Here is a 13,270-nt window from a genome sequence, read left to right as displayed (position 1 = left end):
GCTTGTGCAGACATCACCCAGAAAGTTATGGATGAATTTGCTGTGATAACTGGGCGACAATATCAACTATTTGAATCCCACGGCGATCCAGCAGCCGAACTGCAAATTTTCACATTACTCCAACGCTCGCGTATTAGCTAATTTCTGGAGGCAAAGGTAATGGGCATTGAAAGAGGCAGAGGTGGAGAGGGGAAAGACTGACTGCAACTTCTCCCCTGCTCCCCTCATCTCCCTATTTACTCGAATGCGACTTTTCTGGCATGACTATATTAGTGTGGCTTGCCTTGCCATTTTTGCCGTTAGTATTTCCATTACCATTGCGGGGATGGATAACACCATAACCGCCGTGGTTACGTTCGTAAATTACATTAATCTCTCCAGTTTCAGAATTGTGGAACATATAAAAGTCGTGTCCCACGAGTTGCAGTTGTTCTAGGGCTTCTGCAACGGTCATCGGCGGCATGGAAAAATATTTGGTGCGGACGACTTCATTGGGCAATTCGGCGGTGCGATCGCCAATTAAATCTGTTACTATCGACTCTGGAATAACTACTTCTGTTGGTTGAGTATGAGTTTTGTGGTCTTGACGCCGTTCTTTATATTTTCGCAATTGACGGGCAATTTTATCTGCAACTAAGTCAATGCTGGCATATAGACTTTCGCTGCTTTCCTCGGCCCGAATAACGCTACCATTAGCATAAATAGTTACTTCAGCCGCTTGTCTTGGATTAATTCGGGGATTCCGAGCGACGCTAAGATGCACATCCACTTCATTTGTAATGCTTTGAAAGTGACTAACTGCTTTTTCAATTTTTTGATGTACATATTCACGAATTGCATCGGTGATTTCAATATTTTTGCCGTGGATGACAAGCTTCATGTAATACTCTCCCGCTGAATATTTTGGATGTGTGAATTTGCTTTGTATGAAAAGAAATTGCGGTAAGGTTTATTACTCCCGCCAAAACAAATTGTGAACTATATTGTATCTACTGCTGTTAAGCTGTCTCTCAGCTTACTGCATCTGAGGAATTGTCAAGTATACCCTTACCTCCTCATCTCTGCGCTGATGTCTAATTGTATATCCAATTAGCACTCAAGAGTTGAGGAAATCTAATTGTAGCTCTTATGACTACCTTTTCTTTAAAAGGAATGCTTACAGAACTGTTGATATTTGCTCCTTCTGTGTTCGATTGAGGTTTGCTTGCTGTTGTTCAAGAATACAAGGCTTTGTGGAAGTTTGATTCTGTTTGCAATGCAAACAATGGTATTAAAGTCATCAGCTAGGACATTCTTCCTTATTGTCTTGGCATAATGCTTATTGCAGAGAATTCCTCCTAAAAACCTATTGAGGTTATCTATTCAAGCTAGCACTTTGTATTTTCCAATGCATGTTCCCTTGACTTTCCTTTAAAATCCTTTGCAAAGCTTGACAATTTTTGATTCTAATTCTGTAATTTGAAATATATTTAGTTCTTTATACGGTTGAATTTTGGCATGATCCATAGTATAAAACCACACAAAAACATTTGTTTGCTGTATAACCAAGGATTAATGCCTTACTTGGAAGCTCATGGATGGCAGCGATCGCTTCTAACTGAGCGCATCCACGACCCCAGTCTAGATGATGTGTTAATTTTGCTAGAACATCCACCCGTCTACACTCTAGGACAAGGAAGCAACTCAGATTTTATCAAATTTGAGATTGACAAAGGTGAATACGATGTGCATCGAGTTGAACGAGGCGGCGAGGTTACTTACCATTGTCCCGGTCAACTGGTGGGCTATCCAATTTTAAATCTGCAACGTTATCGTAAAGACCTCCATTGGTACTTGCGGCAAATCGAAGAAGTAATAATTCGCGTATTGGCAATTTATGGATTGCAAGGAGAAAGAATTCCGGCTTTTACTGGCGTTTGGTTGCAAGGGCGAAAAGTTGCAGCTATTGGTATTAAAGTCAGCCGTTGGATTACTATGCACGGCTTTGCGTTAAATGTTTGTCCAGACATGAAGGGCTTTGAGCGCATTGTACCCTGCGGCATTTCTGACAAACCTGTAGGCAGTTTAGCCGAATGGATTCCAGGTATCACCTGCCAAGAAGTGCGTTTTTACATAGCACAATCTTTTGCGGAAGTCTTTGGCGTGGAATTAGTAGAATCTCAGCCTCAAGGATTTTTCTGGCTTGAGTAAATTCAGCTTGTAATATGTAATAAATACTATAGCAGTCCTATTTAAATTGTGAGACACTTATGAGAATAGTCCATATCTAATAATATCAAAATAACTATTTAATACCTATTTTAAAAAAGAATGCGATCGATACAAACCTGAAAAGCCAGATTAAATCAGACTTTTGGAATTTTGAATTGGTATAACTGCGGTTGTCAAAGCTAAAATCTGATTATTTATAAATTTCTATACTAACTTTTTACGGCTGTCAAGCACAACTTTGCGCGTGAATTACTCAAATAATCTCCAGGTATATGCCCCATCGTTAACATCTCTCAGAGAACGTGATTGGACAGCTTTGATAGAACTATTTGATAGAGACGACGGTGATGAAATTGAAGCTGATATCCACAGTAGTTTATTTTGGCTAATACCTGAACCTTGTTGGGAAGACGATCCCTTTGATTTCTTGCGCGAGTACCTTTAAGTAGTGCTGAGTGCTGAGTACTAAGTGCTGAGTGATGAGTGAGGAGTGCAAAAGAAGCCTTTAATTTATAACTCCTAACTATCTAACGTTGAGGCGACTTAGAAAAATACGTAGGCGATCGCTTTGGGGATTGGTCAGCATTTCATAGGCTGGGCCTTGTTCTGTGACAATACCTTTGTCTAAAAATATCACTTGATGGGCTACTTCTTTTGCAAATTGCATTTCATGGGTGACAACTACCATTGTCATCCCTTCTGTGGCTAATTGTTGCATCACTTGCAGAACTTCACCGACGAGTTCGGGATCTAGGGCGCTGGTGGGTTCGTCAAATAGCATGATTTGGGGATTCATACATAAACTACGAGCGATCGCTACTCGTTGCATTTGTCCGCCAGAAAGTTGTTCGGGATAAGCAGAGGCTTTGTCAGATAAACCGACTTTTTCTAAATATAATCTCGCTAGTTGGGCGCTTTCTTTTGGTGTTTTACCCAAGACTTTACGCGGTGCGAGTGTCATATTTTCTAAGACGCTGAGATGGGGAAACAGGTTGAACTGTTGAAAAACCATGCCTACTTGTGTTCGTAGTTGCCGCAGTTGGTTATAGTTGACAGTGGGTCGGGATAAGTTGATTCCGTTGATGATTAAACGCCCTTTGTCAATGGTTTCTAGGCGGTTGAAGCAGCGTAGTAGGGTACTTTTACCACAGCCGGAGGAACCGATAACTGCAACAACTTCTCCCCGGTTGATTTCGCCGGTGATTCCTTTGAGAACTTTCAGGGAACCAAAATTTTTTTCGATACTGTCAAAAATAATCGCGGGGATGGTATTGTTCATTACTTATGTCAAGCTGCTCTACAGTTGATTGTAATATTTTAAAAAACCGCAAATGCACAGAAGAAGAGAAAATAATATGGCTAAATTTGGTTTTAGGCGTTGGCTGTATTTATGTGTCTTCGTAGGTTTTAGCTGTTTATTACTGGCTAGCTGTGCTGTGAACTCTAGCGCAGGGAAAACTTTGCGGGTTGCTACGGAACCGGCGTTTCCACCTTTTGAGTTTCAAGGAAAAGGTGGTGAGTTGCAGGGGTTTTCCATTGATTTGATGAATGCGATCGCAGTTGCTGCTAAGTTTAAAGTTGATTTTCAAAGTCTGTCTTTTGATGGCATTATCCCAGCTTTGCAAGCTAAAACGGTAGATGCGGCCATTAGTTCGATCACAATTACTGAGGAGAGGGCGAAAACGATTTCTTTTTCTCGTCCTTATTTTAAGGCTGGGTTAGCGATCGCAATTCGCGCAGACAATCAAGAAATTACTGGTTTTGATAGTCTCAAAAATAAAAAAATTGCAGTACAAATTGGCACAACAGGGGCTGCAAAGGCTAAGAGTATTCCTGGGGTACAAATTCGCAGTTTTGATTCTGCACCCTTAGCCCTGCAAGAATTGCTCAACAGTAATGTAGATGCGGTAATTAATGATGCACCTGTGACTTTATATGCAATTAATACAGGCAATCTTCAGGGAATTAAAGTAGTACAGAAATTGCTGACAGAGGAGTTTTATGGAATTGCTACAGCTAAAAACTCGCCGAATTTGACATTGATAAATGATGGCTTGGATCGGGTGCTGAAAAATGGCACTTATTCCCAAATTTACCAGAAATGGTTTAAAGTTGAGCCACCATCACTACCAGCTAAATCACCATTTGAGAATCAAACTAACGCTGGCGCACCTAAAATATTAACTTCAATTAGCGTGATATTGCAGGCTTTTCCAAGTCTATTGCAGGGTGCATTGATAACGTTGCAATTGACGATATTTTCTGTAGTATTTGGTTTAATTGGCGGTTCCTTAATTGGTATTGTTCGCCTTTCTCATATTGCACCTGTGCGTTGGTTGGCGAGGGCGTATGTAGATTTTTTTCGGGGAACGCCTTTGCTGGTGCAAATTTTTATGATTTACTTTGGTTTACCAGCAATTTTACAAGAACTTGGTTTGACATTTTCTTTTGATCGTCTTAGTGCTGGGGTAATTGCCTTAAGTTTGAATAGCGCTGCATACATTGCCGAAGTTGTTCGTGCTGGAATTCAATCAATTGAACCAGGACAAGCAGAAGCAGCAAAATCATTAGGTTTGAGTTCTGTGCAAACTATGAGTTATGTAATTTTTCCCCAAGCTTTCCGGCGGATGATTCCACCTTTGGGTAATGAGTTTATCAGTTTATTGAAAGATACTAGCTTAGTCTCTGTGATTGGGTTTGAAGAATTACTACGTAAAGGACAGTTAATTGTTGCTGATAACTATCGCGCCTTTGAAATTTACGCAGGTGTCGCGGTGGTTTATTTATGTTTGACGCTACTTTCTTCTCAAGTATTTAGCCGATTAGAAGCTTGGATGAATCCCATCAAGCGCTAAGAGACTTTCAAAAATAATTTCTCAAAATCCAGAGAATGATCATAAATATACTTGTAAAGCTGATTTTTGGGATACTTAGCAGTTGTGTGTTAAGCTCCTGAGAACATTAAATTATAGGGTCTAAATTATACCTTGTTTGCGCTAATTACAATTTATTGTTTAATTTTAGTTAATGTTTTGGGGCGAATCCAATAAAAAAGTTATGTAAACTGCGTCCACGTTGAAAACCGTAGTTCTGTATGAATAGAAAAACCCTCATCCCCCAGCCCCTTCTCCCAATATTGGGAGAAGGGGAGCCGGAAAGAAGTCCCTCTCCCAAGTAGGGAGAGGGATTTAGGGTGAGGGCAAAAACTACGGTTCTCAACATAGATGAGGTTTAATATCAATCAGATAACACTATTGCTATGATGGACTTGTAATCATTAAGAAATGTAAATAGTAACTATAACCGTTAAGTGAATTTAACTTAATGATTTCATGCTTGCTATTTCAGGGCTGAGTACATCAGTAAGTCAAGGTTACAATTGAAACTCATTGAATAGATTTGAACTATTCAATGCAAGTCTAGTTTCGGCTGGATTGTAACAGTTCACCTTGCCAGCCAAAAATTAAAAACTTTTCATTAGAGGAGAAGCAAATGAGAAATTTGAAAGCAATCATAGACAAATCCTCATTTACTAGTGAAGTACCGGCATCATTTGTGGTATTTCTTGTCGCCCTTCCTCTTTGTATGGGTATTGCGATCGCTTCGGGACTTCCGCCATCTCGCGGCTTAGTTACAGGAATAGTAGGCGGAATTATTGTTGGTGCTGTTTCCGGTTCACCAATGCTTGTCAGTGGCCCTGCTGCTGGGCTTGCTGTGATTGTTGCAGAAATAGTTAAAGAATATGGCATTGAAATGGTTGGGCCAATTCTGCTGCTAGCGGGTTTAATCCAATTACTCGCAGGTATATTTAAACTTGGCCAGCTGTTTCGCGCCATGTCACCTGCTGTCATCTATGGAATGCTTGCAGGTATTGGGATATTAATCCTCGCTTCCCAATTTCATGTCATGTTAGACGATCAACCGCGTATACACGGCATTGAGAATTTAATTTCTATTCCCAACAGCATTTACAAAGCTTTCTTCCCTATTAATGGTAGCGTTCATCACGTTGCAGCACTCATAGGTGTAATAACTATTATCAGTCTTCTGCTGTGGGAAAAATTTAAACCCAATAGTTTAAAGTTGATTCCTGGTGCACTTGTCGGCGTTGTAATTGCCACCGTCATAGCTACAGTGTATCGATTACCGATTCAGTATGTTGATGTACCTGGAAATCTGGCACAAGCAATTCAATTACCAACACTTGCCAGCTTACCACGCCTAATTCAGGCACCAGTTTTGCTAGATGCGATCGTGATTGCATTCATTGCTAGTACAGAAAGTTTGCTTTCAGCCGTAGCAGTAGATCGACTGCATACCGGGCCAAGAACCGATTTCGATCGCGAATTAACGGCGCAAGGAATTGGCAACATTATATGTGGGTTCTTAGGTGCTTTGCCGATGACAGGAGTGATAGCCCGCAGTTCTGTAAACGTAGAAGCTGGTGCTAAAACTAGATTATCGACGATACTTCACGGTCTATGGCTGTTAATTTTAGTAATTGCAGCCCCAACCTTGCTCAAAATAATTCCCATTTCTAGTCTGGCAGCAATTCTAGTTGTTACTGGTTACAAACTAATCGAAGTAGAACATATTCGCCAGTTGAAGAAGTATGGACGTTTTCCTCTGGTAATATTTGCTGCCACTTTAATCGGGATTGTTGTTACTGACCTAATCACAGGCGTTTTAATTGGTATTTTGCTGACAGGAATGTTACTAATTCACAAAATGTCTGTGCTGAATATCCAAGTTATTAAGCACGAAGATAATCAGAGAATAGACATTTATTTACAAGGTGCGGCAACATTTGTGAGGCTACCAAAATTGGCGAATATTTTAGAACTTATGCCTCCAGGAAGTGAATTGCATGTTTATATGCAAGACTTGGCTTATATAGATCACTCTTGTTTAGACTTACTATCGGTGTGGGCAAAACAACAGGAAAAAATGGGAAGCACTTTAACTATGCAATGGGATCGTCTGATAGATCGTAATCGCAACCCATTTACTCTGTAGAATTCCAGCTAGATTGAATTTTGCTTGCGGTAGGGTAGCACGGCTATGCTACCCTACGCGCATTGTTTGCATTCTATATAATCAGCGAAGCGTTAAGATAGGTTTTATATAGAGAATTTGAATTGAGTTGCGCCTGAATAAATCAAAAAAATATGACAATTCTCAACGCTCGGAATTTATCCTTAGAAGAAGTTCAGCGTTTGTTTGGCTTTCAAGAACAGTACAGTGACTCATTTTCTAATTACTTATCTTTAGAACCTCTCCCCAAAGTTGAACAACAAGAACTTCTGCAAATTAGAAATGATTTTCGACGCTACCTGACAGCAGGCAAAGTTTCTGAAGGTCAGGTTAAGTTTCTTGCAGTTGCGCCTTTACTAAGATTAGCTGGTTTTTATCGCTATCCTATCGAGATTGTTTTGGAAGAGAATATTGCTGATATTGAAGTTGAAGATGAAGATATCAGAATTAAAGGCAGATTTGATATTTTAGCTATTAGTAAAGCTAAATATACAAAACCTCAAACATATTTTTGGGTACTGTTAATTGAATCTAAAAATAGTCAGATTGATATATCAACAGGTTTACCTCAGCTACTCACTTATGCTTATAAAAATTTAGATAATAAAAAATCAGTTTGGGGATTAACGACTAACGCTAGAAGTTATCAGTTTGTCTATATCGAACAAGGAAATCCCCCTATTTATTATCTGTTACCAGAATTAAATTTAATGGAAAGAGAGCGTTCAAGTCAGTTGCTACAAGTTTTAAAAGCAATTTGTCAGCTTTAAAAGCATTGATACTAGAGTTCGGTAAATTATCCAAGTATTTAGGTAACGTATAAACTACAATACTTCGTGCAAAATGACTTGTTTGTGAATATTCACAATTTTCTGTAAGCCTTAGATGTTAAAGTTTACAAGTCTCGACGCGAGAGAAGAGAGTAGAAACGAAACTACGGCCCCACCAAAACCTCCACGAAGGACGGGAAGTGGTCTAAGGAGTAGGATAAATCACGCTTTAAGCAAATTATAGTGTTTTTAGCTGATTTGCTTGAGAACTAACGCCCTAAGTGCGATCGCAATACACTTGACCAAAACTATGATCGGGATTAATCTCAATCACTAAATCAACCCCTGTCGCATCTCTTACCAACGGCGTGATGAATAATTCCGGGTGAAGCGATCGCCAAAAATAATTGACAAATTGCTCTATCTCTGCATCACTCATTCCCGATTTCCCCGCAGCAATCATCTGCTGTTCTGCCTGTTTGCGCCACTCTAAAGAACAGCGGTAATCGATGGGATACAGCACAATTAAACTGTCCAATCGCTCCCACAGTGGTAAATAATTGTGGAGGCGAAGATTCATATCGCGGGCAAATGCTCTATCTTCATCTGTGACAATTGGCGGTGGCGCAGTATCAAATACATCTGGTTCGATTGGTCGCACACCCACAAACCAACCTTCAAATAGTACAATATCTACATCCGCTACCATTTCGGAAGTAGTGCGATCGCCAGCACCTCCAAAAGCAGATTTATCAAAGCGGGGAAGCATCACTGGGCTTTGCAACTGGCGAATTTGATCTAGTACATTTAAACCTAAGTCTATATCGTGGGTTCCTGGCGGGCCGCGCCAAATTAAGCGGGAATCTTGCTGTGTCAAAAGCAAGCGCTCGCTGTAATTTTTATATAAGTCATCCAAAGATAAACTCACAGTCCTGTATCCCAAATGGTCGAGAATCAAAATCAGAACCTTTGACATTGTGGTTTTACCAGTGCCTTGTCCTCCCAATATTCCTTGAATCAGGGGGCGTCCCAATTGTTGGCGCTGCGATGCTAGTTTGATCCCCAAAGGCAGCCACAAGTCCCACAATACCTGTAACATTTCCTGGGGTTCTACTTTGAAAGTAGTTTGACAGAATTCGCTAAAAGCTGGGAAGACAGATTTTAGTAAATGCGATCGCCTTTCGATCATTTCATCAACATTTTCCGGCGTGATGCCAAAAGCTTTTGCCTTTAACCGATCTGCCAGTGCAGCAACTCTAGCTTCCTGCTTCCAAGTTTCCCCCATCCCATTGGTTGCCAAAACACTCAGCCACAAATTCATAAATTCTCCATCTGACTACGATCCCAGCTTAAAAGCTTCGAGAAACAGGCTGTAGATGAAACCAACTTTGAGGAGATTTAATGAGTCTACCAAGAGCGATCGCCTATCCAAAAACCTGCGACTATAAAATATCCTGCTGGTAATTTCCGTCAACAAGACTAAAAAACCAGCTGCCACAATGTCTAACTCTGCCCGTTGTCCAGCTGTAGTGGAAACTGCGTTTCCCAGAAAAAAACCGAACAAAAAACTAATTATCAGCAACGATAGTCGTCGCCAAGGATTTAAAAACCATTGCCCAAAGCGTGTAGCAATGGCATCGAACAAGTTATTGAGACGAGTGTTTTGCATTAAAGGGACTTCTGGGAAAAGTCAAGATATCTTGAAATATATCTATATTAGGGTAAGGAGGATATTGGTTTTAGCATCAGCTTGTTTGTTAGTATTATAGATATCTACTGGAATTCCAGTATTTATTCAAATTTGACTATTCTATCATCTTCAGAGAAGTACAGTTTCTTAGAGGGTGTTTAGAAACAATAATATTTAGTTTGATCCCCACGTTCAAGCCTTAAAAAATGGGAAAATGATTCAAAATTCCCCTTTTTAAAGAAAGTTAGTCCGTTATACGGATTTGCTGACTTGTATTCATCTATGGAAGTAAGCTACTCGTAGCGTCTCCCAACAGGAGAAGGGACTTGCGTAGATTTAGGAAGGAGGATCTCTAAGCTACTTGCTATATCACCGGACACTTTCTAAACATCCTCTTAAGGTGCTTTTAATAGCAGAAGATAAAATACACCACTTAGATTTATCTGACGTTTAGCACAAGACGCCTTGTTCAGGCTGCTAGCGGTTTCAGGAAGCTTTTGTTTTTTTTATACAAATGAATTGACTGAATAGGTATCAAATTATCTTGTTTTTATCCATACTTACGGTCAAAAACCAAAGTAATGGGTGTCTGTACCTCTTGTTTTTCAAATATCAAAGAGATTATATCCTTCAAATGTTTTCTAATTAAAATGATATTTATTATACATTCGTGTTCCTAATTTTAGGAAAGTCTATATTCGGCTATTTTGTGTGATTGCCTTTTGGGATAATAGGCTACTATTTGGTCAAGCCTAGACAAAATATTTATTTCTAATAACTATCAAGATGAAATCCTCAGTGTATCGTAACGTCGGTATTACAGCTTTGTGCTTGGGACTGCTTGTTGCTCTGGTGGGATGCTTTGGAGTGAGTGTATCCTTTGAGTCTACCAAGCCAGATACAAACCCAGATACATCTTCAGAACTGCCAACAGAAACTCAAGAGTGGCAGACAACCTCGGTTGTACCTGAAAAAGGTATTTCCGCTAATCTATCTACTCCAGCACCTACCCCAACCAATCAAGTAGAACATAGCAGTAAAGAGAATACTTATCCTGTCTTGGCAGAGCGTGATAAATCAGCAAGCATTGCCAAGGATCAAGGGACTTTGCGAATGAGCAATCAAACAAATCAGCCTGTGCGGCTGGTTCTACTGGCACGACAGTCAGTAGCAAAAGGATCTAGTAAAAAACAGACTCACTACGATGTACCGGCACATTGGGATTTTGCTCCCGAAGAAGGTAGTGAGAAGGGACTGGTTCTATCCCTACCTCAGAATAATTTAAAGCTGGAGAAGGGAGATGTTTTAGTTGCTTTTGCACAAGATGGTTCCCGTCGTTACTGGGGCCCTTATATTATTGGCGAAACTCAATTACCTAAGTGGAATTCCCAAAACAGAGAATGGCAACTTGTGCTGAGTCAATAAATATTGCTAAGTGGTAAATATTGAGTACGGAAGCAATTTTTGGAGAGTGGGCATTGTTTACCGTTTGCTCAAACCTTTATTTTTACATCCTTACCCTACAGTTGGTATGTTAAGTAATGGATATGAGGAAAATTGTTGAATTAAAAACTCCCAAGAACAAAAGATCGATAACCAACGACTATTGATTAGTGATTGTTGACTATTGACTAAATGAGAATGAAATTGAGTGTAAAGCACACTGTTGATCGGTGGTTCAACAAAATAGCAAAAAATCCAGCCCTGAGTGTAACTGTGTCGATTTTGTGGTTGATAGTAGTTGCCTGGGTGGCTTTTGGGTGGAATTTGGGCAATACTGGCTTGATTGATGAGACAGAGCCGCTCTTTGCCGAAGCTTCCCGCCAGATGTTCGTTACAGGTGATTGGATTACCCCATTTTTCAATGGTGACACTCGTTTCGATAAACCTGCTTTAATTTACTGGTGTCAGGCGATCGCATATCACATAATTGGCGTGAATGAATGGGCAGTACGCCTTCCTTCCGCGATCGCAGCATTCGGTTTAATTTGTTTAGCTTTTTACACCATCCAGTGGTATCTGGCTAAACAAGACGAATTAGAGGAAGTTTCACGTCCGACTCGCCGCTACTTAATATCTTTTATAGCAGCAGCGCTCATGGCACTCAATCCCGAAACTATTATTTGGGCGAGAACGGGTGTCTCTGATATGCTGCTCACCGGATGCATGGCATCGGCTTTGTTATGTTTCTTTCTAGGGTATGCAGGGAAGGAAGGGAGCAGGGGAGCAGAATTAATCACAAATGCCCAATCCCCAATGTTTCATGCCCCATTTCTTAATAAGTGGTACTTAGCTTTTTATGTGCTGATTGCTGGTGCAATTTTGACCAAAGGGCCAGTGGGAATTGTTTTACCTGGGCTAATTGTTGCTGCTTTTTTGCTTTACGTGGGTAAAGTGCGAGAGGTGTTGCGGGAAATGCACCTTCTCGTAGGTATACTGATAATTATCGCTTTGTCAGTGCCCTGGTATGCTTTAGTAATTTGGCGCAATGGCTGGAATTACATTAACTCCTTTTTTGGTTATCACAACCTGGAACGCTTTACAGAAGTAGTTAATGGTCACTCAGCACCTTGGTATTTTTACTTTTTAGTCGTGCTGTTGGGTTTTGCACCATATTCAGTGTATTTACCAGCTTCTATAATCAGACTAAAGTTTTGGCAGCGATCGCATTGGCGATCCCTTGAACGTTTTCAGCAATTTGGTTTATTTGCCTGGTTCTGGTTTGCTAGCATCTTTACCTTTTTTTGCATTGCTGTTACTAAACTCCCTAGCTACGTATTGCCTTTAATGCCAGCAGCAGCAATCCTGGTAGCCCTATTGTGGAGCGACCTTTTTCAAGATACAGAGACACGGCAAACAATTTCTGTTTCTCCCCCATTCCTTTGGAGTGGTTGGGTGAATGTAGTGTTTTTGTCATTTTTGGCAACAGCACTGCTCAACATAACCCATATATTAGGTACTGATCCAGCGATCAGTAACTTCCACGAACTAATTGAACAATCTGGTTTACCAGTAATCGCGGGTATAATTTGGCTAGTTTGTGCTGTTTTGGTTGCGGGTTTATTATTGAGTCGCCGCTGGAACTACATTATCAGTATTAATTTAATCGGGTTTGTGGCGTTTATAATTTTTGTCTTAACGCCTGCTTCGTTCTTTATCGATCGAGAACGTCAATTACCCTTAAGGGAATTGTCTGCGGTCATTTTAGAAGCAAAACAACCAAACGAAGAATTGATCATGCTTGGCTTCAAAAAGCCTAGTGTGGTATTTTACAGCCACATCCACGTAAATTATTTAAAATTTCCTAAAGAGGCTGTAGAGCATATTAAAAACCAGGCTGCTAAAGGACTAAAACCTTCCTCAGTGCTGCTGTTGGCTGAACAGAAAAAGTTTTTACAAATGGACTTACAGCCAGATGATTACAAGAATTTATCGACCAAGGGTGCTTATAACTTGGTTCGAGTTCCTTTTAAGAAAATGAAAAATCAAAAAATAGACATATCATAAATTGTCATTAGTCATTAGTCATTTGTCCTTTGAGAATAACTAATGACCAATGACTAAT

At 40.2% G+C, this 13,270-nt stretch carries 11 protein-coding genes; 7 read left to right on the top strand and 4 right to left on the bottom strand.

Annotated features, from left to right (window positions below; genetic code table 11):
- Positions 1-232: 232 nt before the first annotated feature.
- A complete protein-coding gene (hpf, locus tag NLP_RS27440) occupies positions 233-880 on the bottom strand; it encodes a ribosome hibernation-promoting factor, HPF/YfiA family (RefSeq protein WP_104909090.1) in 648 nt (215 codons plus the stop codon).
- A 617-nt stretch (positions 881-1,497) separates the two neighbouring features.
- Between hpf and lipB the strand changes: the two genes are divergently transcribed.
- Together lipB and NLP_RS27430 are read left to right on the top strand one after the other, a co-directional pair.
- Positions 1,498-2,190: a lipoyl(octanoyl) transferase LipB gene (gene lipB / locus NLP_RS27435; protein ID WP_104909089.1), complete on the top strand. Its 693-nt coding sequence runs from the start codon at positions 1,498-1,500 to the stop codon at positions 2,188-2,190.
- A gap of 265 nt (positions 2,191-2,455) precedes the next feature.
- A complete protein-coding gene (locus tag NLP_RS27430) occupies positions 2,456-2,656 on the top strand; it encodes a hypothetical protein (RefSeq protein WP_104909088.1) in 201 nt (66 codons plus the stop codon).
- Positions 2,657-2,734: 78 nt separating this feature from the next.
- Here NLP_RS27430 and NLP_RS27425 read toward each other — a convergent pair whose 3' ends face one another.
- Complete coding sequence (locus NLP_RS27425) at positions 2,735-3,490, bottom strand: amino acid ABC transporter ATP-binding protein (protein ID WP_104909087.1); 756 nt, start codon at positions 3,488-3,490, stop codon at positions 2,735-2,737.
- 76 nt (positions 3,491-3,566) lie between these two features.
- Here NLP_RS27425 and NLP_RS27420 point away from each other — a divergent pair, with 76 nt between their 5' ends.
- From NLP_RS27420 to NLP_RS27410, 3 genes are all read left to right on the top strand, one after another.
- The gene (locus NLP_RS27420; protein ID WP_104909086.1) at positions 3,567-5,066 is read left to right on the top strand and encodes an ABC transporter permease subunit; all 1,500 of its coding nucleotides are present in this window, start codon (positions 3,567-3,569) and stop codon (positions 5,064-5,066) included.
- 637 nt (positions 5,067-5,703) lie between these two features.
- The gene (locus NLP_RS27415) at positions 5,704-7,227 is read left to right on the top strand and encodes a SulP family inorganic anion transporter (protein ID WP_104909085.1); all 1,524 of its coding nucleotides are present in this window, start codon (positions 5,704-5,706) and stop codon (positions 7,225-7,227) included.
- Between the two features lie 152 nt (positions 7,228-7,379).
- Positions 7,380-8,015: a restriction endonuclease subunit R gene (locus NLP_RS27410; protein ID WP_104909084.1), complete on the top strand. Its 636-nt coding sequence runs from the start codon at positions 7,380-7,382 to the stop codon at positions 8,013-8,015.
- A gap of 277 nt (positions 8,016-8,292) precedes the next feature.
- On the opposite strand, the gene NLP_RS27405 is transcribed toward NLP_RS27410, so the two are convergent.
- The gene (locus NLP_RS27405) at positions 8,293-9,336 is read right to left on the bottom strand and encodes a glycerate kinase (RefSeq protein WP_104909083.1); all 1,044 of its coding nucleotides are present in this window, start codon (positions 9,334-9,336) and stop codon (positions 8,293-8,295) included.
- 15 nt (positions 9,337-9,351) lie between these two features.
- The gene (locus NLP_RS27400; protein WP_104909082.1) at positions 9,352-9,684 is read right to left on the bottom strand and encodes a DUF565 domain-containing protein; all 333 of its coding nucleotides are present in this window, start codon (positions 9,682-9,684) and stop codon (positions 9,352-9,354) included.
- An 807-nt stretch (positions 9,685-10,491) separates the two neighbouring features.
- Here NLP_RS27400 and NLP_RS27395 point away from each other — a divergent pair.
- Positions 10,492-11,130, top strand: a complete 639-nt coding sequence (locus tag NLP_RS27395) for a hypothetical protein (protein WP_104909081.1) — start codon at positions 10,492-10,494, stop codon at positions 11,128-11,130.
- A gap of 210 nt (positions 11,131-11,340) precedes the next feature.
- Complete coding sequence (locus NLP_RS27390) at positions 11,341-13,212, top strand: ArnT family glycosyltransferase (RefSeq protein WP_199784707.1); 1,872 nt, start codon at positions 11,341-11,343, stop codon at positions 13,210-13,212.
- The last annotated feature ends 58 nt before the right edge of the window (positions 13,213-13,270 follow it).

Source organism: Nostoc sp. 'Lobaria pulmonaria (5183) cyanobiont', assembly GCF_002949795.1.
Taxonomy (GTDB): domain Bacteria; phylum Cyanobacteriota; class Cyanobacteriia; order Cyanobacteriales; family Nostocaceae; genus Nostoc.
The sequence above is the reverse complement of the archived record's forward strand: the minus strand, read 5'-3'. Positions and strand labels throughout refer to the sequence as shown.

What these genes read in the sequence shown, in the direction of transcription:
- hpf (WP_104909090.1), bottom strand. Translation starts at nt 880, where the DNA reads ATGAAGCTTGTCATCCACGGCAAAAATATTGAAATCACCGATGCAATT.
- lipB (WP_104909089.1), top strand. Translation starts at nt 1,498, where the DNA reads ATGATCCATAGTATAAAACCACACAAAAACATTTGTTTGCTGTATAAC.
- NLP_RS27425 (WP_104909087.1), bottom strand. Translation starts at nt 3,490, where the DNA reads ATGAACAATACCATCCCCGCGATTATTTTTGACAGTATCGAAAAAAAT.
- NLP_RS27420 (WP_104909086.1), top strand. Translation starts at nt 3,567, where the DNA reads ATGGCTAAATTTGGTTTTAGGCGTTGGCTGTATTTATGTGTCTTCGTA.
- NLP_RS27415 (WP_104909085.1), top strand. Translation starts at nt 5,704, where the DNA reads ATGAGAAATTTGAAAGCAATCATAGACAAATCCTCATTTACTAGTGAA.
- NLP_RS27410 (WP_104909084.1), top strand. Translation starts at nt 7,380, where the DNA reads ATGACAATTCTCAACGCTCGGAATTTATCCTTAGAAGAAGTTCAGCGT.
- NLP_RS27405 (WP_104909083.1), bottom strand. Translation starts at nt 9,336, where the DNA reads ATGAATTTGTGGCTGAGTGTTTTGGCAACCAATGGGATGGGGGAAACT.
- NLP_RS27400 (WP_104909082.1), bottom strand. Translation starts at nt 9,684, where the DNA reads ATGCAAAACACTCGTCTCAATAACTTGTTCGATGCCATTGCTACACGC.
- NLP_RS27395 (WP_104909081.1), top strand. Translation starts at nt 10,492, where the DNA reads ATGAAATCCTCAGTGTATCGTAACGTCGGTATTACAGCTTTGTGCTTG.
- NLP_RS27390 (WP_199784707.1), top strand. Translation starts at nt 11,341, where the DNA reads ATGAGAATGAAATTGAGTGTAAAGCACACTGTTGATCGGTGGTTCAAC.